The sequence below is a fragment of the Enterobacter sp. ODB01 genome (assembly GCF_001623605.1).
Lineage (GTDB): Bacteria > Pseudomonadota > Gammaproteobacteria > Enterobacterales > Enterobacteriaceae > Enterobacter > Enterobacter kobei.
The window spans coordinates 2,840,850-2,864,120 of the sequence record NZ_CP015227.1 but is presented as its reverse complement, the minus strand read 5'-3'; the positions used below and the strand labels follow the sequence as shown (position 1 = coordinate 2,864,120).

The 23,271-nt window shown below is 54.3% G+C and carries 26 protein-coding genes; 14 read left to right on the top strand and 12 right to left on the bottom strand.

What is annotated here, in order from left to right; genetic code table 11:
• Position 1: 1 nt before the first annotated feature.
• Together selD and A4308_RS13630 are read right to left on the bottom strand one after the other, a co-directional pair.
• A complete protein-coding gene (selD, locus tag A4308_RS13635; RefSeq protein WP_014883453.1) occupies positions 2-1,045 on the bottom strand; it encodes a selenide, water dikinase SelD in 1,044 nt (347 codons plus the stop codon).
• A 116-nt stretch (positions 1,046-1,161) separates the two neighbouring features.
• On the bottom strand, positions 1,162-1,713 hold the full coding sequence (locus tag A4308_RS13630; protein ID WP_014883452.1) for an NAD(P)H nitroreductase: 552 nt from the start codon (positions 1,711-1,713) through the stop codon (positions 1,162-1,164).
• Between the two features lie 167 nt (positions 1,714-1,880).
• Between A4308_RS13630 and sppA the strand changes: the two genes are divergently transcribed.
• The 4 genes from sppA (at position 1,881) to A4308_RS13610 (ending at position 6,927) form a co-directional block, all read left to right on the top strand.
• Entirely contained in the window at positions 1,881-3,737 is a 1,857-nt protein-coding gene (gene sppA, locus A4308_RS13625; protein WP_049010368.1) for a signal peptide peptidase SppA, read from the top strand.
• A 63-nt stretch (positions 3,738-3,800) separates the two neighbouring features.
• The gene (gene ansA / locus A4308_RS13620; protein ID WP_014883450.1) at positions 3,801-4,817 is read left to right on the top strand and encodes an asparaginase; all 1,017 of its coding nucleotides are present in this window, start codon (positions 3,801-3,803) and stop codon (positions 4,815-4,817) included.
• Positions 4,818-4,826: 9 nt separating this feature from the next.
• Positions 4,827-5,468, top strand: coding sequence for a bifunctional nicotinamidase/pyrazinamidase (pncA, locus tag A4308_RS13615; protein WP_014883449.1), 642 nt, complete (start codon positions 4,827-4,829; stop codon positions 5,466-5,468).
• Between the two features lie 202 nt (positions 5,469-5,670).
• The gene (locus tag A4308_RS13610) at positions 5,671-6,927 is read left to right on the top strand and encodes a glycoside hydrolase family 18 protein (RefSeq protein ID WP_045281782.1); all 1,257 of its coding nucleotides are present in this window, start codon (positions 5,671-5,673) and stop codon (positions 6,925-6,927) included.
• Between the two features lie 60 nt (positions 6,928-6,987).
• On the opposite strand, the gene A4308_RS13605 is transcribed toward A4308_RS13610, so the two are convergent.
• The gene (locus A4308_RS13605; protein ID WP_023332743.1) at positions 6,988-7,266 is read right to left on the bottom strand and encodes a YeaC family protein; all 279 of its coding nucleotides are present in this window, start codon (positions 7,264-7,266) and stop codon (positions 6,988-6,990) included.
• A 41-nt stretch (positions 7,267-7,307) separates the two neighbouring features.
• Positions 7,308-7,721 carry a peptide-methionine (R)-S-oxide reductase MsrB gene (gene msrB / locus A4308_RS13600; RefSeq protein WP_023332742.1) on the bottom strand — a complete coding sequence of 138 codons (414 nt, stop codon included), beginning with the start codon at positions 7,719-7,721 and terminating at the stop codon, positions 7,308-7,310.
• Between the two features lie 341 nt (positions 7,722-8,062).
• On the opposite strand from msrB, the gene gapA reads away from it, so the two are divergent.
• Positions 8,063-9,058, top strand: a complete 996-nt coding sequence (gene gapA, locus A4308_RS13595; RefSeq protein WP_014831506.1) for a glyceraldehyde-3-phosphate dehydrogenase — start codon at positions 8,063-8,065, stop codon at positions 9,056-9,058.
• A 75-nt stretch (positions 9,059-9,133) separates the two neighbouring features.
• Positions 9,134-10,018, top strand: a complete 885-nt coding sequence (locus A4308_RS13590) for a D-hexose-6-phosphate mutarotase (protein ID WP_045281781.1) — start codon at positions 9,134-9,136, stop codon at positions 10,016-10,018.
• A gap of 78 nt (positions 10,019-10,096) precedes the next feature.
• On the opposite strand, the gene A4308_RS13585 is transcribed toward A4308_RS13590, so the two are convergent.
• A complete protein-coding gene (locus tag A4308_RS13585) occupies positions 10,097-10,843 on the bottom strand; it encodes a MipA/OmpV family protein (protein WP_014883444.1) in 747 nt (248 codons plus the stop codon).
• A gap of 431 nt (positions 10,844-11,274) precedes the next feature.
• Here A4308_RS13585 and yeaG point away from each other — a divergent pair, with 431 nt between their 5' ends.
• The 3 genes from yeaG to A4308_RS13570 all read left to right on the top strand — a co-directional run bounded on the left by yeaG (position 11,275) and on the right by A4308_RS13570 (position 15,167).
• Positions 11,275-13,209, top strand: coding sequence for a protein kinase YeaG (gene yeaG, locus A4308_RS13580; RefSeq protein WP_014883443.1), 1,935 nt, complete (start codon positions 11,275-11,277; stop codon positions 13,207-13,209).
• A 74-nt stretch (positions 13,210-13,283) separates the two neighbouring features.
• A complete protein-coding gene (locus tag A4308_RS13575; protein WP_014883442.1) occupies positions 13,284-14,567 on the top strand; it encodes a YeaH/YhbH family protein in 1,284 nt (427 codons plus the stop codon).
• A 99-nt stretch (positions 14,568-14,666) separates the two neighbouring features.
• On the top strand, positions 14,667-15,167 hold the full coding sequence (locus A4308_RS13570; RefSeq protein ID WP_023332738.1) for a YbaK/prolyl-tRNA synthetase associated domain-containing protein: 501 nt from the start codon (positions 14,667-14,669) through the stop codon (positions 15,165-15,167).
• Between the two features lie 16 nt (positions 15,168-15,183).
• On the opposite strand, the gene yoaI is transcribed toward A4308_RS13570, so the two are convergent.
• Positions 15,184-15,288: a small membrane protein YoaI gene (gene yoaI / locus A4308_RS22515; RefSeq protein WP_023332737.1), complete on the bottom strand. Its 105-nt coding sequence runs from the start codon at positions 15,286-15,288 to the stop codon at positions 15,184-15,186.
• Positions 15,289-15,432: 144 nt separating this feature from the next.
• Between yoaI and A4308_RS13565 the strand changes: the two genes are divergently transcribed.
• Entirely contained in the window at positions 15,433-15,879 is a 447-nt protein-coding gene (locus A4308_RS13565) for a DUF441 domain-containing protein (protein ID WP_023332736.1), read from the top strand.
• Here A4308_RS13565 and A4308_RS13560 read toward each other — a convergent pair.
• On the bottom strand, positions 15,863-16,654 hold the full coding sequence (locus A4308_RS13560) for an AraC family transcriptional regulator (RefSeq protein WP_023332735.1): 792 nt from the start codon (positions 16,652-16,654) through the stop codon (positions 15,863-15,865). The two genes, A4308_RS13565 and A4308_RS13560, sit on opposite strands and share 17 nt — an antisense overlap.
• Before the next feature lie 99 nt (positions 16,655-16,753).
• Between A4308_RS13560 and A4308_RS13555 the strand changes: the two genes are divergently transcribed.
• On the top strand, positions 16,754-17,941 hold the full coding sequence (locus A4308_RS13555; RefSeq protein ID WP_045281780.1) for a CynX/NimT family MFS transporter: 1,188 nt from the start codon (positions 16,754-16,756) through the stop codon (positions 17,939-17,941).
• A gap of 32 nt (positions 17,942-17,973) precedes the next feature.
• On the opposite strand, the gene A4308_RS13550 is transcribed toward A4308_RS13555, so the two are convergent.
• Positions 17,974-18,681, bottom strand: a complete 708-nt coding sequence (locus A4308_RS13550) for a CTP synthase C-terminal region-related (seleno)protein (RefSeq protein ID WP_049010365.1) — start codon at positions 18,679-18,681, stop codon at positions 17,974-17,976.
• 101 nt (positions 18,682-18,782) lie between these two features.
• Between A4308_RS13550 and A4308_RS13545 the strand changes: the two genes are divergently transcribed.
• Positions 18,783-19,127 carry a DUF488 domain-containing protein gene (locus A4308_RS13545; RefSeq protein ID WP_045135040.1) on the top strand — a complete coding sequence of 115 codons (345 nt, stop codon included), beginning with the start codon at positions 18,783-18,785 and terminating at the stop codon, positions 19,125-19,127.
• Here the strand turns inward: A4308_RS13545 and A4308_RS13540 are convergent, their stop codons facing one another.
• Both A4308_RS13540 and A4308_RS13535 read right to left on the bottom strand, forming a co-directional pair.
• Entirely contained in the window at positions 19,128-19,433 is a 306-nt protein-coding gene (locus tag A4308_RS13540) for a periplasmic protein (RefSeq protein WP_045269430.1), read from the bottom strand.
• Between the two features lie 80 nt (positions 19,434-19,513).
• Positions 19,514-19,768 (bottom strand): putative hemolysin, encoded by a 255-nt coding sequence (locus A4308_RS13535; RefSeq protein ID WP_023332730.1) that lies wholly within the window; start codon positions 19,766-19,768, stop codon positions 19,514-19,516.
• A 163-nt stretch (positions 19,769-19,931) separates the two neighbouring features.
• Between A4308_RS13535 and A4308_RS13530 the strand changes: the two genes are divergently transcribed.
• Positions 19,932-20,951 carry a sensor domain-containing diguanylate cyclase gene (locus A4308_RS13530; RefSeq protein ID WP_032629199.1) on the top strand — a complete coding sequence of 340 codons (1,020 nt, stop codon included), beginning with the start codon at positions 19,932-19,934 and terminating at the stop codon, positions 20,949-20,951.
• 43 nt (positions 20,952-20,994) lie between these two features.
• Entirely contained in the window at positions 20,995-21,093 is a 99-nt protein-coding gene (locus tag A4308_RS22510) for a YoaK family small membrane protein (protein ID WP_014883431.1), read from the top strand.
• 127 nt (positions 21,094-21,220) lie between these two features.
• On the opposite strand, the gene A4308_RS13525 is transcribed toward A4308_RS22510, so the two are convergent.
• Both A4308_RS13525 and A4308_RS13520 read right to left on the bottom strand, forming a co-directional pair.
• Positions 21,221-21,469 (bottom strand): GlsB/YeaQ/YmgE family stress response membrane protein, encoded by a 249-nt coding sequence (locus A4308_RS13525; RefSeq protein ID WP_008500746.1) that lies wholly within the window; start codon positions 21,467-21,469, stop codon positions 21,221-21,223.
• Between the two features lie 280 nt (positions 21,470-21,749).
• Complete coding sequence (locus A4308_RS13520; protein WP_230278727.1) at positions 21,750-23,234, bottom strand: sensor domain-containing diguanylate cyclase; 1,485 nt, start codon at positions 23,232-23,234, stop codon at positions 21,750-21,752.
• Between the last annotated feature and the right edge of the window lie 37 nt (positions 23,235-23,271).

Here is a 23,271-nt window from a genome sequence, read left to right as displayed (position 1 = left end):
ATTAACGGATCTCAATCATCGGTCGGCCACCGCGTGCGGTCACCAGCTCGCCGATCGCGGTCAGGGTAATGCCAAACTCGGCGGCCGTTGCCTGAACGTCCGCTTCGGCTTCCGGTGTGACCGCCAGCAGCAGGCCGCCGGAAGTTTGTGGATCGCACAGCAGGTTGCGCCACTCTTCAGGCATCTCGCCCATCAGGTGACCGTAGCTGGCAAAGTTGCGCTGAGTACCGCCCGGCACCGCGCCCTGCGCAATGTACTCTTCCACGCCCGGCAGTTTCGGCACGTCCTGATACCAGACCTGTGCCTGCACGCCCGCGCCCTGACACACTTCGGAGAGGTGTCCCAGCAGACCAAAACCGGTCACATCGGTCATCGCCTTCACGCCGTCGATATTGGCGAATGCCGCGCCCGCAAGGTTCATCTGGCACATCACTTCCGTTGCCAGACCTTTGTGTTCCGGCTTCAGCAGGGATTTTTTCTCGGCGGTCGTGAGTACGCCAATGCCGAGCGGCTTGGTGAGGAACAGCTTGCAGCCCGCCTGCGCGGTGCTGTTGCGCTTCACGCGCTCGGTCGGCACCACGCCCGTGACGGCCAGGCCAAAAATAGGTTCAGGCGCGTCAATCGAGTGACCACCGGCCAGCGCAATTCCCGCCTGCTGACAGGCGAAACGGCCGCCATCAATGACGTCGCGGGCAATTTCCGGCGCGAGGGTATTAATTGGCCAGCCCAGAATGGCGATGGCCATAATCGGCTTACCGCCCATCGCGAAGATATCACTGATGGCGTTGGTGGCCGCAATGCGCCCGAAATCGAAGGGGTTATCGACAATCGGCATAAAGAAGTCAGTGGTGCTGATAATGCTGGTGCCGTTACCTAAGTCATAAACTGCAGCATCGTCACGCGTTTCATTGCCGACAAGCAGGTTCGGGTCGACAAACTTCGCCTGTTCACTGTGCAGAATGGTCTCCAGCACTTTCGGGGAAATTTTACAACCGCAACCGGCTCCGTGGCTGTACTGCGTTAAACGAATGGTTTGCTCGCTCATGGACGTCTCCTGTCATCTCAATCGCGCTATGGTAGCGCTCATTCCATAAAGAGGTAAGTATGACTGTCTGAATTCTGCGGCAGATGCTCAGAATCCAGACAGTTTAGCGTGGGTTATCAGAAACGGCTGACGAAAGGCGAAGTGTCCGGCACGCTGATGGTGCTGGAGGCTTTAAGCTGCGGCGTACCGAGGTAGAGGAAACCGACAATTTTATCGTGCTCACCGCAGCCAAAACCGTCACGGACTACCGGGCTCTCGGTCAGCGGACCGGTACGCCAGATACCGTTAAACCCCTGTGCGACAGCGGCCATTTGCATCGCCATTACCGCGCAGCCAGCAGACATTTCCTGCTCCCAGACCGGGACTTTGTGGCCAGCCTGACATTTCGCCACGACGGCGATGATCATCGGCGCACGGAACGGCGCATTGCGCGCTTTATCGATACCTTTCTCATCCTGCCCGACGGCAACCGCGCCCTGCTCCAGCAGCTGGCTGAAACGATCGCGGCCTTCACCTTCAATCACAAAGAAGTGCCACGGCTGCAGCGTGCCGTGATCGGGGGCACGCATCCCGGCACGCAGAATGTTTTCCAGCTGCTCGCCCGCCGGGGCAGGTTCGGCCAGACGTGACGCGCTGCGGCGGTTAACAAGCAGTTCAAGTGCGTCCATTGGTTAACTCCTTTATTGAAATTTACTCACAAAATTAACACGGCCGCAGATTTTGTTACAGCCTGGCAGGCGATTCCTGCTGACAAGTGGCGGTTGGGTCATTACGATAACCCAACATTACCGTCCAGTGGCGACGGAAACAGTCATTTTCTGGTTAGGGAGAATACATGCGAACCCTTTGGCGAATCTTTGCCGGTTTCTTTAAATGGACGTGGCGACTGCTCAACTTCGTCCGCAACCTGGTGATGAACATCTTCTTCATCCTGCTGGTTCTGGTTTGCGCAGGCATCTGGATGCATATCAGCAATGCGAATCAGGCGCAGCATTCAACTCGCGGGGCGCTGTTACTCGATATCACCGGCGTCATCGTGGATAAACCGTCCACCAGCAACCGTCTGGGGGTCATTGGACGTCAGCTGTTTGGCGCGACGTCCGACCGCCTGCAGGAAAACTCCCTGTTCGATATTGTCGATACTATCCGTCAGGCCAAAGACGACCGAAATATCACCGGGATCGTACTGGATCTGAAAGATTTTGCCGGAGGCGACCAGCCTTCAATGCAGTACATCGGTAAAGCGCTGCGTGAATTCCGCGACAGCGGTAAGCCAGTGATCGCCGTGGGCGACAGCTACAGCCAGGGGCAATATTATCTGGCAAGCTTCGCCAACAAGATCTGGCTCTCTCCGCAGGGGACGGTCGACCTGCACGGCTTTGCCACCAACGGCCTGTACTACAAATCGCTGCTCGACAAGCTGAAAGTGACGACCCACGTCTTCCGCGTCGGCACCTATAAATCAGCCGTGGAGCCGTTTATTCGCGACGATATGTCCCCTGCTGCCCGTGAAGCGGACAGCCGCTGGATTGGCGAGCTGTGGCAAAACTATCTGGGCACCGTGGCCGCTAACCGCCAAATTACCGCTGAGCAGGTCTTCCCGGGCGCACGTGGCGTGCTGGAGGGTCTGCGTAAGGTTGACGGCGATACCGCGAAATATGCCCTCGACAATAAACTCGTTGATGCGCTGGGTACCAGTGCGGATATCGAAAAAGCCCTGACCAAACAGTTTGGCTGGAGCAAAGAGGACAAAAACTACAGCGCCATCAGTATGTATGACTACGCTGCGAAAAAACCGGACGAGAGCGGTGACAGCGTAGCCGTGGTGTTTGCTAACGGCGCCATCATGGACGGTCAGGAAACCCCGGGTAACGTCGGCGGTGACACTACCGCGTCGCAAATCCGTGACGCGCGCCTTGACCCGAAAGTGAAAGCCATTGTTCTGCGCGTAAACAGCCCAGGCGGCAGCGTGAGCGCCTCCGAAGTGATCCGCGCTGAGCTGGCCGCAGCCCGCGCTGCGGGCAAACCGGTCGTCGTCTCCATGGGCGGAATGGCGGCATCAGGTGGGTACTGGATCTCCACGCCAGCCAACTACATTGTGGCTAACCCAAGTACGCTGACGGGTTCTATCGGCATCTTCGGGGTGATTAACACCGTGGAAAACAGTCTGGATTATCTGGGCGTGCACACCGACGGTGTTTCTACGTCGCCGCTGGCAGATGTGTCGATAACGAAATCCCTGCCGCCGGAAGTGTCGGATATGATGCAGCTGAGCATTGAGAACGGGTATAAGCGCTTTATTACGCTGGTGGCTGACTCGCGTAAAAAGACGCCTGAACAGATTGACCAGATTGCTCAGGGCCACGTCTGGACAGGTCAGGACGCGAAGAACAACGGACTGGTGGACAGTCTGGGTGACTTTGACGACGCCGTGAAGAAAGCGGCCGACCTGGCGAAGCTCAAGCAATGGCACATTGAGTATTATCAGGATGAGCCGTCATTCTTTGATATGGTGATGGACAGCATGTCTGTCTCCGTTCGCGCCATGCTGCCGGAGGCGCTGCAGGCTTACCTGCCTGCGCCGGTTGCCACGGCAGCGAAAGCGATGAAGACGGAAAGCGATAAGCTCGCGGCCTTTAACGATCCACAAAGTCGTTACGCGTTTTGCCTGACCTGCGCGAACGTCCGTTAAAAACCGTCCCCTCTTCTCGCGAAGAGGGGATTTTTTTCTTTTGAAGAACAAGAACTCACTACCATGCAGAAGAAATCGATTTATGTAGCCTACACTGGCGGTACCATCGGTATGCAGCGCTCTGAAAATGGCTATATTCCTGTCTCCGGCCACCTTCAGCGTCAGCTTGCGTTGATGCCTGAGTTCCACCGTCCGGAAATGCCTGACTTTACCATCCATGAATACGAGCCGCTGATGGACTCCTCCGACATGACGCCAGAAGACTGGCAGCACATCGCGGATGACATTAAAGCGCATTACGACCAGTACGACGGCTTCGTGATCCTGCATGGTACCGACACCATGGCGTTCACGGCCTCGGCGCTCTCCTTCATGCTGGAGAACCTGAGCAAGCCGGTTATCGTCACCGGGTCGCAAATTCCGCTGGCGGAGTTACGCTCCGACGGGCAGATCAACCTGCTGAACTCCCTGTACGTGGCGGCAAATTACCCGATTAACGAAGTCTCGCTGTTCTTCAACAACCGTCTGTATCGCGGCAACCGCACGACGAAAGCCCATGCCGATGGTTTTGACGCCTTCGCCTCACCGAACCTGCAGCCGCTGCTGGAAGCCGGGATTCATATCCGGCGTCTGGGCACGCCGCCTGCACCGAATACCGCTGGCGAGCTGATTGTGCATCCGATTACCCCGCAGCCCATCGGCGTGGTTACCATTTACCCGGGTATTTCCGCCGACGTGGTCCGCAACTTCCTGCGCCAGCCAGTGAAAGCGCTGATCCTGCGCTCCTACGGCGTGGGCAACGCCCCGCAGAACGGTGAGTTTCTGAAAGAGCTTCAGGAAGCCAGCGAACGCGGAATTGTGGTGGTGAACCTGACCCAGTGTATGTCCGGCAAAGTGAATATGGGTGGCTATGCCACCGGCAACGCGCTGGCACATGCGGGTGTCATCAGCGGTTTCGATATGACCGTTGAGGCGACGCTGACTAAACTTCACTATTTACTGAGTCAGGATCTGGACATTCAGTCCATTCGCAACGCCATGATGCAAAATCTGCGCGGTGAACTGACCCCTGACGAATAAGGAGGCCTCATGACGCAACGCGCCCTGCTACTGGTCGATTTGCAAAATGATTTCTGCGCCGGCGGCGCGCTGGCCGTCGCCGAAGGTGACAGCACCGTTGACGTGGCGAATACGCTGATTGACTGGTGTAAAGCCCGCGGTGAAGCGGTGGTCGCCAGCCAGGACTGGCACCCGGCTAACCACGGCAGTTTTGCCAGCCAGCACAACGTCGAACCGTTCACTCAGGGTGAACTCGACGGGCTGGCGCAAACCTTCTGGCCGGATCATTGCGTGCAGCAAACGGAAGGCGCGGCGCTGCATCCGCTCCTGAATCAGAAAGCCATCGACGCGGTGTTCCATAAGGGTGAAAACCCGACAATAGATAGCTACAGCGCGTTTTTTGATAACGGTCATCGTCAGAAGACAGCGCTGGACGCGTGGTTACGCCACCATGAAATCACGGAGCTGATTGTGCTGGGGCTGGCGACAGATTACTGCGTGAAGTTTACCGTACTGGACGCGCTCCAGTCAGGCTACACCGTCAGCGTGATCACCGACGGCTGCCGCGGCGTGAACATTCACCCTCAGGACAGTGCTCAGGCGTTTATGGAGATGGCTGCCGAAGGCGCGACGCTGTATACCCTGGCAGACTGGCTGGAAACGCAGGCGTAGTTTTTTAAGCCGGGTGGCGGCTTCGCCTTACCCGGCCTACTTTCTCTGGAGCGCAGCGCCACCCGGCATTTCTTCTCCAATCCCCATAAAGTGAACTCCCTCGCATCCTCAGCGAAGCGGCAATGCTATTCTCGTCAGGTTGTTTTTTCGCCACGCCTTTTCTGTGGCGTGGTTATTTTTATTAAGTCAAAGAGGAAATTATATGAAACGTTTGCCCTTGCTGGCAGCATTACCCTTGCTTTGCGCGTCACTGGCTTCCGCTGCACCCCTGATGTCCGTCGGCTATTTCAACGGGGGTGGCGATGTCACCGCCGGACCGGGTGGCGACATTAATAAACTGGATGTCCGCCAGATCACCCACCTGAACTATTCGTTTGGTCTGGTCTACAACAACGAGAAAGACGAAACCAACGCCGCGCTGAAAGATCCGACGAAACTGCATCAGATCTGGCTTTCGCCAAAAGTGGCATCCGATCTGGCCTTAATCCCCACTCTGCGTAAACAAAACCCGCACCTTAAAGTGCTGCTCTCTGTTGGCGGCTGGGGTGCGCGTGGTTTCTCTGGCGCAGCGGCCACCAAAGAGAGTCGTGCGGTGTTTATCCGATCCGCCCAGGAGGTTGTCGACAAATACGGTCTGGACGGGATTGATCTCGACTGGGAGTACCCGGTCAACGGCGCGTGGGGACTGGTTGCCAGCACGCCAGCCGACAGGGACAACTTCACCGCGCTGCTGAAAGAGATGCGCGACGCATTCGGGCAGAAAAAGCTGGTGACCATTGCGGTAGGCGCCAATGCGGAAAGTCCGAAAAGCTGGGTGGATGTCAAAGCCATCGCTCCCCTGCTCGACTACATCAACCTGATGACCTACGACATGGCGTATGGTACCCAGTATTTTAACGCCAACCTCTATGATTCCAGCGCCTGGCCGACGGTGGCTGCTGCCGATAAATACAGCGTGGACTTTGTGGTAAATAACTATCTGGCCGCGGGACTGAAACCACAGCAGATGAACCTCGGGATCGGGTTTTACGGTCGCGTACCGAAACGCGCCGTTGAGCCGGGTATCGACTGGAGCAAGCCGGACGCACAAAAAAATCCGGTCACCCAGCCCTACTTTGGACCGCAGGAGCTCGGCTTGTTCAGGTCGCTCGGCTATGACCTGTCCAAAGATACCTACGTGAAGTACAACGATATCGTGAAAAAGCTGCTGAACGATCCGCAGAAGCGTTTTACCGAGCACTGGGACGACCAGGCGAAAGTGCCGTGGCTCTCCGTGGAAGCAGCCGACGGCAAGGCGCTCTTTGCGATTTCGTATGAGAACCCACGTTCCGTGGCGATCAAAGCGGACTACATTAGACAGAAAGGTCTCGCCGGGGCGATGTTCTGGGAGTATGGCGCGGACGATAACAACCAGTTAGCGAAGCAGCTGGCAGAGTCATTAGGGATCCCGCAAAAGTAGCGACGCATTCAAACCCTCTCCCCGTGGGAGAGGGTTGGATGAAGGCATCAGCCCGCACGGTTATTGCATTTTCAGCGTCGCAATTGGCTTCGGCGTGATGCCAAAATCTTCTTTCAGCTCTCGCTTGCTTTTCATCACCATCTGGCCGTTGGTATCGATCGTCATGTGCTGCGCGTCAGTATTGTTGCGCGCCTGCCACAGCATCACCAGCTGCAAACTGTTCTCTTTTTGCTCAGGGGTAAGCGCCACGCCATCCGGCCATTTTCCCAGTTCAACGGCGGTGACCAGACGCTGATAAACGTCCGGGGTCATCCCGTTAATCATGTCATCAATATTCACGATCTCTCCCTTTCAAAGGAATAATTTGCTGAATCGTTTTTTCAACCCTTGATCTGGTCGCCGTTTTCATCATCCGTGAAGCTCATGGAGGCCGAATTGACGCAGAAACGCTCCCCCGTTGGCTGTGGACCATCCGGGAAGACGTGCCCCAGGTGTGCGTCGCAGGTCCCGCAACGGATTTCCGTGCGCACCATGCCGTGCGAGGTGTCAGTCAGATAGCGGATGGCCTCATCGCTCACCGGCTCGTAAAAGCTCGGCCAGCCGCAGCCGGAATCGAATTTCGTTTGTGAGTTAAACAGCGGGGCATCACAGACCAGACAGTGATAGACGCCGTCTCGCTTATTGTGCAGTAAACGCCCGGTGAATGGCGGTTCCGTGCCGTGGTTCTGCGTCACGTAAAACTGCATTTCTGTGAGGTTTTTTTTCAAATCGTCAGGGTTACGTTGGTTCGACATATGCTTACATCTCGCTGTAGAAACAGACATCTTTTAACCCGGATTCTAACAAAACATTAACACCCTTGCGTGCACTTTTGTTCTAAACTTATGTGTCGCGAAAAGGCGGTCAGGCAATTGTGATCATGTTCACATTTTTATCCTGCGAGGACTTTAAAATTCCGGGCGCAGCCCCCATGTGGTTGCAAGCTCAAAGGGAAAGTGAGGCGAGTCAGTCGCACAAACGTTAGTCACAGGATTGATTTGTCGCAATGATTGACACGATTCCGCTTGACGCTGCGTAAGGTTTTTGTAATTTTACAGGCAACCTTTTATTCACTAACAAATAGCTGGTGGAATATATGACTATCAAAGTAGGTATCAACGGTTTTGGCCGTATCGGCCGTATTGTTTTCCGTGCTGCTCAGAAACGTTCTGACATCGAAATCGTTGGTATCAACGATCTCCTGGACGCTGAATACATGGCGTACATGCTGAAGTACGACTCAACTCACGGTCGTTTCGACGGCACCGTTGAAGTGAAAGACGGCCACCTGGTTGTTAACGGCAAAACCATCCGCGTTACTGCTGAGAAAGACCCAGCTAACCTGAAATGGAACGAAATCGGTGTTGATGTTGTAGCTGAAGCTACCGGTATCTTCCTGACCGACGAAACTGCACGTAAACACATCACTGCAGGCGCGAAGAAAGTTGTTCTGACTGGTCCTTCTAAAGACAACACCCCAATGTTCGTTCGTGGTGCAAACTTCGAAACTTACGCTGGCCAGGACATCGTTTCCAACGCATCCTGCACCACCAACTGCCTGGCACCGCTGGCTAAAGTCATCAACGACAACTTCGGCATCATCGAAGGTCTGATGACTACCGTTCACGCTACCACCGCTACTCAGAAAACCGTTGACGGCCCGTCTCACAAAGACTGGCGCGGCGGCCGTGGCGCGGCTCAGAACATCATCCCATCCTCTACCGGTGCTGCTAAAGCTGTAGGTAAAGTACTGCCAGAACTGAATGGCAAACTGACTGGTATGGCGTTCCGCGTTCCAACGCCTAACGTATCCGTTGTTGACCTGACCGTTCGTCTGGAAAAAGCTGCTTCTTATGAAGAAATTAAGAAAGCAATCAAAGCTGCTTCCGAAGGCGCAATGAAAGGCGTTCTGGGTTACACCGAAGACGACGTTGTATCTACTGATTTCAACGGCGAAGTGTGCACTTCCGTGTTCGATGCTAAAGCTGGTATCGCACTGAACGACAACTTCGTGAAACTGGTTTCCTGGTACGACAACGAAACTGGCTACTCTAACAAAGTACTGGACCTGATCGCTCACATCTCCAAATAAGTTGAGATGAGTGTTTGATCCAAAAAGGCGACTTCGGTCGCCTTTTTTATTGTTTTTTAGACAGAGGATTGCTTAATGATTAATAAAATATTTGCACTTCCGGTAGTCGAACAACTTACCCCTGTGCTCTCCCGCCGCCAGATTGACGGCGCTGATGTTATCGTCGTTGACCACCCGCGCGTGAAAGCCTCCGTGGCGCTGAATGGCGCCCACCTGCTCTCCTGGAAGCCTGAGGGCGAAGAGGAAGGACTGTGGCTGAGCGACGCCACCTCGTTCAAAAAAGGGGCTGCTATCCGTGGCGGCGTCCCCATCTGCTGGCCATGGTTCGGCCCGTCCACACAGCAGGGTTTGCCGTCTCACGGTTTTGCCCGTAACCAGCAGTGGACGCTGAAAGCGCACAATGAAGATGACAACGGTGCCGTGCTGACCTTTGAGCTGCAGGCGAATGATGAAACCCGCGCCCTGTGGCCGCATGATTTCACCCTGTACGCCCGTTTCAAGCTGTGTAAAACCTGCGAAATTGAGCTGGAAGCTCACGGCGAGTTCGAAACCACGTCTGCCCTGCACACCTACTTCAACGTGGGTGACATCAACGCAGTGAAGGTGAGCGGCCTCGGCGATACCTTTATCGACAAAGTTGATAATGCGAAAGAGGGCAAGCTGAGCGACGGCGTTCAGGCTTTCCCCGATCGTACCGACCGCGTCTATCTCCACCCGGAAGCCTGCAGCGTGATCCACGATGGTGCCCTGAATCGCGGCATTGAGGTCGTTCATCATCATCACAGCAATGTGGTGGGCTGGAACCCAGGTCCGGCATTGTCTGTCAGCATGGCCGATATTCCTGATGACGGTTACAAAACATTCGTTTGTGTAGAAACAGCCTGCGTGACCACGCCGCAGAAAGCGAGCGAAGAAAAACCGTCTCGTTTAGGGCAGACGATCCGTATTGTTAAGCGATAATCGCCCTGCACCACAAAAAAGCAAACGGGGCGCAAGCGCCCCGTTTTGATGCAATGATTGCACTGAATTAATGCACAATCAGAACTTGTAGGTCACACCCACAGAGAAGATACCCGCCCAGGACTTATCGACCATCGGGCTATCTTTCACTTCATCGCTCAGACGCTCATAACGGCCAGTACCGTAGACGCTCCAGTCGCCAAGGAAGTTATAGCTCGCGGTCAGCTCCAGGTAGGGATCCCAGCCATCATCTGCGCTGTAGCTTTTCAGACCACTGCGGCGAGACTCGTTTTTAGAGACGCCGTAATAGTAGTCGTTGTAGTTTTCACTGTTGTACTGCACACCGATGCCCGGCGTCAGGGTGAGCCCGCCGTTGGTATAACGGTACAGCCACGCCAGGTCCCAGATAAAGCCGTTGCTGTTGTCCAGCGTATCACCTGCCAGAGCAGTACGCAGGAAGCCATACTCGGTGTTATGCACGTATGAAAGCCCGGCCATCATGCTACTTTTGCGCTTATCGAGCTGGCGAAGCGCGTGGCTGTCGCTGTCTCCCGGCTTGAAGTGCGTTGGATCGTAGTAGGCCATGATCGAGAGCTTGTCGGCCGTGTCGTTCCAGAGATAGTAGCCGCCGCCGAGACCGCGGAACCAGACGTTCTCGCCTTCATAGGTGATAACGGGAACAGGATATACGTCACGATCATACTGTTTGTATGGGCTGTTAATGACGCCAACACCCGCGCCAACCGTCCACTGACTTTCCGCCTGAGCGGTGCTAACTGCGGTCGCGGCAAGGATGCCCAATGCCAGAAGTTTGAGTTTGGTCACAATCCATTCTTTCCTGTAGTCAAATAATCAGCGGGAGAAGTGTAACCGCCATTCCCGTACAACCCAAAATTTTTTGCCTGCTAATCAGTCTGATTAACCCGTTATTTTTCACTTTTCAGATGACAGCACGCTTTCATTTATATGACCACTGAATGAAAAACGTGCTTAAGCCTTATAACCCAGGTGGAAATTTTTGGATGAGTTATTGATATGTCATTGAAATTAGATTTTCTCAGCATGCAAGTTTGGCAAATGCCATCTACGCTTAATTTTAAGAAGAGTTTTCCTGAACGCCCTGCGGTTCTTAGCCTCTGACCTGGCACACAGGTTGCTGCTCTGGCAGTGAGGTGCGAGAGATTCTCTTCCGGGAGCCTCCACTACTCATACGAACGGCTCTTATCCTGTGCTAAAAAACGAAAGGACGGCATGCCATGAATATATTCGATCACTATCGCCAGCGCTATGAAGCTGCCAAGGACGAAGAGTTCACACTGCAGGAGTTTCTTACCATTTGTCGGCAAGATCGCAGTGCCTATGCCAATGCGGCAGAACGGCTATTGATGGCTATTGGTGAGCCAAACATGGTTGATACTGCCCTGGAGCCACGGCTTTCCCGTCTATTTTCGAATCGGGTGGTCGCCCGATATCCGGCGTTCGAAGAGTTCTACGGCATGGAAGATGCCATTGAACAGATTGTCTCCTATCTGAAGCATGCCGCTCAGGGTCTGGAAGAAAAGAAACAGATCCTCTATTTACTCGGCCCAGTCGGTGGCGGTAAATCCTCGCTGGCTGAACGCCTGAAGTCGCTGATGCAGCGCGTGCCGATTTATGTGTTGAGCGCTAATGGCGAACGCAGCCCGGTGAACGACCATCCGCTGTGCCTGTTTAATCCACAGGAAGATGCGCAAATTCTGGATAAAGAGTTTGGCATTCCGCGCCGCTACCTCGGCACCATCATGTCGCCGTGGGCGGCAAAACGCCTGCATGAGTTTGGGGGCGATATCACCAAATTCCGCGTGGTGAAAGTGTGGCCGTCTATCCTTGAGCAGATCGCCATCGCCAAAACGGAACCGGGTGATGAGAACAACCAGGATATCTCGGCGCTGGTGGGTAAAGTTGATATCCGTAAGCTGGAAAACTTCGCACAAAATGACCCGGATGCCTACGGCTATTCCGGTGCGCTGTGCCGCGCCAACCAGGGGATTATGGAATTCGTGGAGATGTTTAAAGCACCAATCAAAGTGCTGCATCCTCTGCTGACGGCGACCCAGGAAGGGAACTATAACGGGACGGAAGGTATCTCCGCCCTGCCGTTTAACGGGATAATCCTCGCCCACTCGAACGAATCCGAATGGGTGACCTTCCGTAATAATAAAAACAATGAGGCTTTCCTTGACCGCGTGTACATCGTCAAGGTGCCTTATTGCCTGCGGATCTCCGAAGAGATCAAGATTTACGAGAAACTGCTCAACCACAGTGAGCTGGTGCATGCTCCCTGCGCGCCAGGCACGCTGGAAACGTTGTCGCGCTTCTCTATCCTTTCGCGTTTGAAAGAGCCGGAAAACTCCAGCATCTACTCAAAAATGCGCGTCTATGATGGCGAAAGCCTGAAAGACACCGACCCGAAAGCGAAATCCTATCAGGAGTATCGTGATTACGCCGGGGTCGATGAAGGGATGAACGGCCTGTCCACCCGTTTCGCGTTTAAGATCCTCTCCCGCGTCTTTAACTTCGACCATGCGGAAGTGGCGGCCAACCCGGTTCACTTGTTCTACGTGCTGGAGCAGCAGATTGAACGCGAGCAGTTCCCGCAGGAGCAGGCTGAACGCTATCTTGAGTTCCTGAAAGGCTACCTGATTCCGAAATACGCCGAGTTCATTGGCAAAGAGATCCAGACAGCCTACCTGGAATCCTATTCAGAGTACGGACAGAATATTTTCGACCGTTATGTCACCTACGCTGACTTCTGGATCCAGGATCAGGAGTACCGCGACCCGGATACCGGCCAGCTGTTTGACCGTGAATCCCTGAACGCGGAACTGGAAAAAATCGAGAAGCCTGCCGGGATCAGCAACCCGAAAGACTTCCGTAATGAGATTGTGAACTTCGTCCTGCGCGCCAGAGCGCATAACAACGGACGCAATCCGAACTGGACCAGCTACGAGAAACTGCGCACCGTGATTGAGAAGAAAATGTTCTCCAATACCGAAGAGCTGCTGCCGGTTATCTCGTTCAACACCAAAACCTCAACCGATGAGCAGAAGAAACACGACGATTTTGTCGACCGTATGATGGAAAAAGGCTACACCCGCAAACAGGTTCGCCTGCTCTGCGAATGGTATCTGCGCGTGCGTAAATCGTCCTAAAACAAGTGCCCGGCAGCGCTAGCGCCTGCCGGGCCAACAAAAACGCAAGTTGGCAAATGCAGTACGGGGGGTATATGACCTGGTTTATTGACCGGCGTCTTAACGGCAAAAACAAGAGCACGGTGAACCGCCAGCGCTTCTTGCGCCGTTACAAAGCGCAAATTAAACAGTCGATCTCCGAGGCCATCAACAAACGCTCGGTGACCGACGTCGACAGCGGCGAGTCTGTTTCCATCCCCACCGATGACATCAGCGAACCGATGTTTCATCAGGGGCGAGGCGGTCTGCGCCATCGCGTACACCCAGGTAATGACCACTTCGTTCAGAACGACAGAATTGAGCGTCCTCAGGGCGGCGGCGGTGGTTCAGGAAGCGGTCAGGGACAGGCCAGCCAGGACGGTGAAGGTCAGGATGAGTTCGTTTTCCAGATTTCAAAAGATGAATACCTCGACCTGCTGTTTGAGGACCTGGCGCTGCCGAATCTGAAAAAGAATCAGCATCGTCAGCTTAACGAGTACAAAACCCATCGCGCGGGCTATACCGCCAACGGCGTCCCCGCCAACATCAGCGTCGTGCGTTCGTTGCAGAATTCGCTGGCGCGGCGCACGGCCATGACGGCAGGCAAACGTCGTGAACTGCGCGAACTTGAAAGTAGCCTGAAGGTCGTGGAAAACACGGAGCCGGCGCAACTGCTGGAAGAGGAGCGCCTGCGCAAAGAGATTGCCGAGCTAAGAGCGAAGATCGATCGCGTTCCGTTTATCGACACCTTCGACCTGCGTTACAAGAATTATGAAAAACGCCCAGAGCCCTCAAGCCAGGCAGTGATGTTCTGTCTGATGGACGTCTCCGGCTCCATGGACCAGGCCACCAAGGATATGGCGAAGCGTTTTTATATCCTGCTCTACCTGTTCCTGAGCAGAACCTATAAGAATGTGGAAGTGGTCTATATTCGCCACCATACGCAGGCTAAAGAGGTCGACGAGCATGAGTTCTTCTACTCGCAGGAGACCGGCGGCACCATCGTCTCCAGCGCGCTGAAGCTGATGGATGAAGTCGTGAAAGAGCGTTACGACCCGGCGCAATGGAATATCTATGCCGCGCAGGCGTCCGATGGTGATAACTGGGCCGACGACTCACCGCTGTGTCACGACATCCTGGCGAAGAAAATTCTGCCGGTGGTGCGTTACTACAGCTATATCGAAATTACCCGTCGCGCGCATCAGACCCTGTGGCGGGAATATGAACATCTGCAATCGATGTTTGATAATTTTGCCATGCAACATATCCGTGACCAGGATGATATTTATCCGGTGTTCAGGGAGCTCTTCCACAAGCAGTCTGCTAACAGCAACGCATAATCTCACAGCCAGCGAACGCGCTGGCTGTTTTCTTTCGACGCCGTTCTTCTCGTGCTAATGTAGCCATCTGCATACTGGATTATCACCGGGAAAATCGCGATGACTGACGACGTTATGGGGACAGGAACCCACCAGCAACTGATAACCTTACTCACCGGGCAAGGCGCACGTTTTCGGGTTATGGAGCACGAGGCGGTCGGGAAATGTGAAGCGGTAAGTGAAATACGCGGGACCGATCTGCGTCAGGGCGCAAAAGCCCTGGTCTGCAAAGTGAAGGGAAACGGTGTTAAAAAGCATGTTCTGGCGATCCTGGCCGCCGATCTGCAGGCAGACCTGAGCCGGCTTGCCAGCCATTTCGGCGGGCTTAAAGCCTCCCTCGCCAGCCCGGCCGAGGTAAGTACCCTTACCGCCTGCGTATTCGGCGCTATTCCGCCTTTTAGTTTCCACCCCGATCTGACGCTGGTCGCCGACCCGCTGCTGTTCGAGCGTTTCGACGAAATCGCGTTTAACGCCGGCCTGCTGGAAAAATCCGTGATCATGGATACCCAGGATTACCTGCGCATCGCCCGTCCTGAGCTTGTGACTTTCCATAAAGTCTAACCGTGAAGGCTGACTGTCAGCCTTTTCTCTCCAGCAACAATACGGAAGCGACGAGAATCGCGGCAATGGCGAAAAACGATGAGGAGATAATCAGCGTTTCAACAAACATGTGATCGTTCATGATAGCGACCCCTTTGCGATATCTGCCTTCGTTTTAAACCGCGTAAATGACAAGGTTATGACAGCGGTAAAATCTTTTTAAAACTGTTCTCCGCCCTTTTTCCGCGTACAGTAAGCAGGACGATTATTTTGGCAAGGATTCCCTATGTTTGACCCTACTCTGCTCATTCTCCTGGCACTCGCCGCGCTGGGTTTTATCAGTCATAACACCACCGTCGCCATCTCGATTCTGGTGCTGATTATCGTGCGCGTCACGCCGTTAAATACCTTTTTCCCGTGGATAGAAAAGCAAGGCCTCACCATCGGGATAATCATTTTAACCATCGGGGTGATGGCGCCCATCGCCAGCGGTACGCTTCCCGCCTCAACGCTGCTGCACTCGTTTGTCAACTGGAAATCGCTGGTGGCTATCGCGGTAGGTGTTTTTGTCTCATGGCTCGGGGGGCGCGGCGTTACGCTGATGAGCAGCCAGCCTTCGCTGGTTGCGGGTCTGCTGGTGGGCACTGTGCTGGGCGTAGCGCTCTTTCGCGGCGTGCCGGTGGGCCCGCTGATTGCAGCCGGGCTGGTCTCCCTGTTTATCGGGAAGTCGTAGTCAGGCTGGCCATGTAACGCGCTGGCGTCTGACCCAGCCCCTTCTTAAACATGGTAATAAACGCGGTGGTCGAGTCATAACCCAGTGACTGCGCCACCTGCTGTACCGATTTCCCGCCGATCAAATGCTGTAACGCCACAATAAGCTGCAGCTGGTGACGCCAGCGACGAAAGCTTAAACCGGTCTCTTTTACCACCAGTCGCGCCAGGTTGCGTTCGCTCATGGCGAAGTGGCTTGCCCATTGTGCCAGCGTCTGCCAGGCCGCGGGCTCTTCAGCCATCTTCTCGCTCATCAGCCGGATTTTTGGATGGGGCGAGACGGGTAACTGTAAATGCTCCTGACGCTGGAGCGGCAGTTCATCAAACAGGACATCGACCAGTCGGGATGTGGCCGCAAGCTGAAGCTGTGCCTGCGATTTTTCTGCCAGAGATAAAATGAGCTCCCGCACCAGAGGGGACATTTTCAGCGTACAACAGCGGTCGGGCAGACTGGCGGCGCCGGGCTCAATGAACAAAAAGCAGAGCTGCGCCCCCGGCGTGGCCCTGTTACTGTGCGGCATCTGCCCGGGGATCCAGACCGCGTACTGGGGCGGTACCATCAACATGGCATTTTCCACTTCACAGGTAATCGCGCCGCCAAGCGCCAGAATCAGCTGTCCCTTGCGGTGATGATGCAGGGGAATATATTGCTCCTCCGCCACCACACGGATGCGAAAGGCGACGGCCGCATCATGCTGGCTATCAGGATCGTAGCCGTCCAGTCCCAGTCCAATCATCATGTTGTCCGATTTTAGCGATAAACTGTCATTTTAGCCTGATTTCAACCGCCGGGAAAATCGGTATTGTGTGCGCTCGCTTGAACGTATGAGAACATAATGACTACTGCTATTCGCACCTCAGGAAAACACGGCGCGCTGTTGATTGCAGGCATCCTGATGATCGCCACCACGCTTCGCGTCACCTTTACCGGCGCAGCCCCGCTGCTGGATACCCTTCGCCTTGATTATGGCTTAAGCACGGCGCAAACCGGTCTGCTGACCACCCTGCCCCTGTTGGCTTTTGCCCTGATATCCCCGCTCGCCGCAGGTCTGGCCCGACGTATTGGCATGGAGCGTAGCCTGTTTATCGCCCTGTTGCTGATTTGCGCCGGGATAGCCGTTCGCTCCCTGCCTTCCGCTGCCCTGCTTTTCATCGGCACGGCAGTGATTGGCTGCGGGATCGCGCTTGGGAACGTGCTGTTACCGGGTTTAATTAAACGTGACTTCCCAGGCCAGGTGGCGAAACTCACCGGTGCCTATTCCCTGACGATGGGGGCAGCCGCCGCATTAGGCTCGGCGCTAATCGTGCCGCTGGCCCAGGGTCATGCGGGCTGGCAGGGCGCGCTGCTGATGCTGATGGTGTTTCCGCTGCTCGCCTTGCTGCTCTGGCTGCCGCAGTGGCGTCAGAAACATGTTGCGACGGTAACAGGCGCAGGCGCGTTACATAACCGCGCAATCTGGCGTTCTGCTCTCGCCTGGCAGGTGACGCTCTTTCTGGGGATTAACTCTCTTATCTATTACGTCATCATCGGCTGGCTGCCGGCGATACTGCTTAGCCACGGGTACAGCGAGGCGCAGGCAGGTTCGGTGCATGGTCTTTTACAGCTGGCGACAGCCGTGCCGGGACTTGCCGTTCCGCTGATCCTCCATCGGCTGAAAGATCAGCGGACGATCGCCGGTGCAGTGGCGTTGATGTGCGCGGTAAGCGCAGCGGGATTGTGGTTTATGCCGGATATGGCGGTGATGTGGACGCTGGTGTTTGGCTTTGGCTCCGGGGCAACGATGATCCTCGGCCTGACGTTCATCGGTCTGCGCGCGAGCTCTGCGCATCAGGCGGCAGCATTGTCCGGTATGGCACAGTCTATCGGCTACCTGCTCGCTGCCTGCGGACCGCCGCTGATGGGTAAAATCCACGATTCGGTAGGAGACTGGCGCATCCCCCTTCTCGCCTGTGCGCTGGCCGCGATCGTCATGGCCGTCTGCGGGATACTTGCCGGGCGCGACCGGGAAATCGCGCCCCGCTAAACACGAAGGCAGACCATCGGGTCTGCCCTGTTTTAGCCCCGCGCCGCGCGAAGCAATGCCTGTACAAGAACCACCGGACGTCCTTCCAGCGCAGCACGCTCGTGCTGGAACAAAGTGATCACAAAGAACGGGTGGGTTATCAGCTCCGCCGCACGGATTTCCCCCTGTTCGTCCCAGCCCGTCACGCGCATATCACCGCTCTCCAGCGCCTGAGCAAATTCCGGCGACACACCATAGTTGCAGTGATATCCCTCTTCAATTTCGGGTTTGCCGTAGGCTTTGGCGATCAGCGTATTGCTGCGCAGTTCAATGGCATCGGATATTTCCACCAGCGAGCAGGTCAGCGGCGCGATCACCATAGTGCCTTCGGTATCCGTCTCAGCATGTGCCGCATCGTGCCAGCCCAGCACGTTACGGGCATACTCAATCAGCGCATGCTGGAACCCACCGCAGGTCCCCAGGAATGGAATACTGTTTTCACGGGCGTAGCGTGCGGCAATAAAGGCGGCCTCTGTGTTTTTATAGGGGCTCGCAGGAACCAGCCAGATGGCATCGTAGCCCACCAGATCCTCAGAACTGGTTAATTCCGGGGTAGCAAGCCAGTCGTAATCGGCGGTGAGGTCAAGAACGGCCGCAGCATCGTCAATGGCCAACGGGATCGCCTTGTGTGCAATAACATCAGGATTGTAATCGCCAACCAGCGCAATGCGGAGCGTCGTTTTAACCGGGAGGTGTTCCATGAAAGGTTCCTTATGCCAGAGTATTATCAGATAACATAAGGAACCTCAGACTACCGATCTTCTGCAATTATCACAATACCTTAAATTGGGAGGGTGGAATTATGATTCAGTGCAAACGCGTCTATGAGCAGGCAAGCCCGGACGATGGCTATCGGGTGCTGGTGGACAGACTCTGGCCGCGAGGGGTTAAAAAAACGGACCTCGCCCATGACGAATGGTGTAAAACACTCACGCCATCGAACGCATTACGTCAGGAGTATCATAGCGAAGCTATTGATTTTGCGACTTTCAGTAAAGCCTATCAGGAAGAACTGGCGCAGCATAAGGACGAGGGAAGGCGTCTTGCGGCGCTGGCACACAAGCAGACTCTCACCCTCCTCTATGGCGCGAAAAACACGGAACAGAATCACGCCCTGGTTTTAGCCGACTGGCTACGCCATTTGTGATCAGCTGATTGTCAGCTCATCCCGCATTTGCGGGGCTTGATCAGGGGTGAGCGGCATCAGATGTTCGGCGCGAACAAACGCAAAGCCGTGCTGATTGTCAAAGGCGTAGACGTCTCCGGTGACCAGCCAAAGCGCGCGATCCGCACTTGCGGGTAATTGCGTCATCACGCCGTTAACCGGGTTTACAAAACGCAGGCCAGGCTGGCAAAGACCAAACAACTCAACAGATTTACCAATATTGCGACGGCCAGACGCCGTGCGGGCACCGATGATCATCGCCATGCTGCCCGGTTTAAGCTGAAACATACTTCTCTCGCGGTAACAGTAGCCAGATACTGGCTAAGAATAATCCTAAAGAGAAGTGTATCGCAGCACCTGCCCCTCTGTCACCTGGTGGGTTGCGGATGATCGCGACGATAGAGCGTCCATTCGTCGATCACTTCACCACCCGGCAGCTTGCACTCGGTACGAACACCCTGCGGGCTTTGAATCGGGATCTGTTCCCCGCCCTTTTCCAGACAGTAAACGGAAGCCGGGTTCGCCATACCTACGGCCTGAGGCGGTTTGGGCGCATCGGGTGGGGTTGTTTTTGCGGTACAGGCGGCCAGGGGAAGCGTCAGCGCCAGAAGCAGAAATCTCATCGCATCGATCCTTTTGACATCATCTTTGCCTAAGGGTAACGGCTCAGCGCCGCTTTCTCCATATATAAAATTTTCCGCATTCATGTTTTACTATGCCTGAAGCCTAAGAATTCAGCATAACATGCAGATGCAGACGTCTTCTGCCTGGGAGTCTTTCTACGTCATGTCGGATATTATCCTTGCCCGTGTTTCAGAAACCCTCGTTACTGAGCAATCCCTTGAAAGTCTCGTTCGTCAGCTGCTGGAGATGCTGGAAATCGTCACCGATATGGAGTCGACTTACCTGACGAAGGTGGATATCCAGGCGCGGCTGCAGCATATCCTTTATGCCCGAAACAGTAAGCAGATGACGATCCCGGAGGGGCTGAGCGTGCCCTGGGATGAGACGCTGTGTAAGCGCGCGCTGGATAGCGACACCATCTTCAGTAACGATGTCCCCGAGCGCTGGCCGGAGTGCGAAGCGGCGAAAGCTCTCGGTATTACCACTTACATGAGCATTCCGGTTCATCTCGCCGATGGCTCGCTTTACGGTACGCTTTGCGCCACCAGCACGGCTAAAAAGCCGCTCAGCGAGCGCGGTGAACAGATATTAAAATTATTCGCCGGGTTGATTGGTCAGTACATTCAGAAAGAATCTCTGGTGAACCAGCTTCGGGAAGCCAACGCGGCGCTCATCGCACACTCTTATACCGATGCCCTTACCGGCCTGCCCAACCGTCGTGCCATCTTTGAGGATCTGACTACTCTGTTTTCCCTGGCTCGACACCTGAAACGTAACGCCATCATTGCGTTTATCGACCTGGACGATTTTAAACTGATTAACGATCGGTATGGGCATGAAGCAGGCGACCAGTTCCTGATAGAAGTGGGCAAGCGTTTGACCGCAGAAAAACAGCAGGACGATATCATTGGTCGGCTGGGCGGCGATGAGTTTCTGGTGGCCTCTCTGAGTCATGTCGACAATGAGGAGCACATGAATCAGCTCAAAGCGCGCTTCAGCGCCCGCATTGCAGGGGAATACTGGCTGGGTAACATTAACCTTATTTATCCGGGAGCCAGCCTCGGCGTCATCGAAGTGGACCCAGACGTAACCGATCCGGACAGCGCATTACGTGCTGCTGATGTGGCGATGTATCAGGATAAGAAAGGAAAAAGCAAAACACGCTTTCTCGCGATGGATTAACCCCGTACACTCTACGGCGTTATAAAAAGAAAAAGGTGATGATATGAGAATAGGGATCCTCTTCCCTGTCGTTATTTTTATTACGGCGGTCGTGTTTCTGGCGTGGTTTTTTGTCGGTGGTTACGCTGCACCGGGGGCATAAATGAGAAAAACCACGCTCATTATGTTAATCATCGCCATTGTGGCCTTTGCAGGCACGGAGCTTGGCTGGTGGTGAACCCGTGATGTAAAAAGGCCGCCATCCGGCAGCCTTTTTTAACGCTTCAGTTTTAGCTTTTGATCTTTCTGTAGATAAACAGCACAACCAGCGCGCCGATCACCGCAACCGCAAAGCTGCCGAAGTTAAAGCCATCTACTTTCCCGAAGCCGAACAGCGTACTGATCCAGCCGCCGACTACCGCGCCGACAATACCCAGTATTACGGTGACGATAAACCCACCGCCATCTTTGCCCGGCATGATCCACTTCGCCAGAATACCCGCAATAAGCCCAAAGATAATCCAGGATAAAATTCCCATAACTTTCCTCTCTGTATGGTTTTTGTCATTAAATCAACGACACAAAAAAGGATAGCACAGGATTTGAGAAAGGAAATTTGTGATAAGCCTCACACTGAGCGGATGCGCATTTTGCCATCAAAATGCCCTTCCCCAGGAAATGTGGGGTTGCATCTTTTATTGAGAAAGATTATCTTTCTCAACGCTGAATAGTTGAGAGAAATACTCAGGTATTCAGTACGACATTGCTCACATTGCTTCCAGTATTTCTTGCCCACGCTTTCGTGGGCTTTTTTTTGGGTTATACCCCAACAAAAGCGTGCCGGTTACGGCCTCCGCGTTTTGCCTGATAGAGCGCCTGGTCCGCGGCAATAATAATATTCTGCTGACTGCCCGCGATGTCGACAGCACGCGCAGTGGAGATGCCTACGCTCACCGTGACCCGCCCGAAAGGACTGAACGCGTGTTCAATGTGGAGAGAGAAGACATTGCGAATAATCGTCTGTGCAAGGCGGAGCGCCTCCTGGATATCCGATTCAGGCAATATCAATGCAAACTCCTCCCCGCCATATCGCGCAACAAGCTGGTTGTCGCGAGTGAGGCTTTCCCTGAGGCAGTTTCCCAGTAATGCCAGACACCTGTCCCCTTCCGGGTGACCATAGTTATCGTTGTACTTTTTGAAGTAGTCCACATCCACGAGGAGGAGCGAAATCGGCGCGTCCTCTGCCGCGCACATCGCGATGTCGGAGAGAATTTTTTCATCGAAAATACGTCGGTTATAAAGCCCGGTCAGGGCATCCTCCGAGGCAATAATCTGTAGCGCTTTGTTATCCCGTGTTTTTCTGGATAAGTCGGAATACAGGAAATAAGACGCCACGATGAGTATCGCGGTAAAAACGAAAATAAGTAAGGCAAGCTGAATCGCCTGCTTGCGCCAGGGGGAAAGGGCTTCATCCGCGCTGACCGCCACCGTCGTGACCAGTCCGTAGCGGCTGTTTTTCTCATAGGCATAAATGCGTTCGATTTTATCAAACCGGGAAACGGAGCTGGCTATCCCTGTATTTTGTACTTTTAGGTATTTCCTGAAGAGAGGAGAATCTGAAAAAATCGTACCGATATAGGTATTCTTAAAGGGGTAGCGAATCAGTAAAACGCCTGTTTGTGTCGTTAAGCCAATAACGCCCGCGTGTCCGATATTGATCTGTCCATAAAGGGTCAGAAAGTTTTCGATACCCAGCGTCACCACCACGACGCCGTTAAATGCCCCCGTGTGAGTCTCAAGGCGTCGGCTTATGGTAATAACCCATTTACCATTGGTTCTGCTTATCACTGGCTCGCCAATAAATATCTGCTGGCTTTTATTTTCCTTGTGATAGACAAAGAATGACCGGTCCGCGCCTTTACGGGGACCTGCTAAAGTTTCGTGCAAGGCGGTGAAGATATCCCCCTGCGCATCATAGACAACCACATTATTAATCTGGGTAAGAAGGTTATCCTGATTGCTTATCATTCGCTGAATATTGATCGCCTGTTGCGGGGTCATGCCATAAATTTCAAGGGTGTCGGAAACGGTGGTAATCAACATTTCACTTTGGCGTATGATGCCTTCTGTATAGACATTCAGGGTATGGCTCAGGTTGGCAACGCTGGTATTGATCTGCTGGATTGACTGCTGTCGGGACGTTGCAATCTGCACGGCAAGCGACAATGAAATGATCAACGAGACAATGATGACGGTTATGGTTGTTGTGTAAAAAGTATTTTTGACATGCACGAGCTTTTCCACCTTATCACGCCTGACATCCCTGGCTGACAACTCTTGT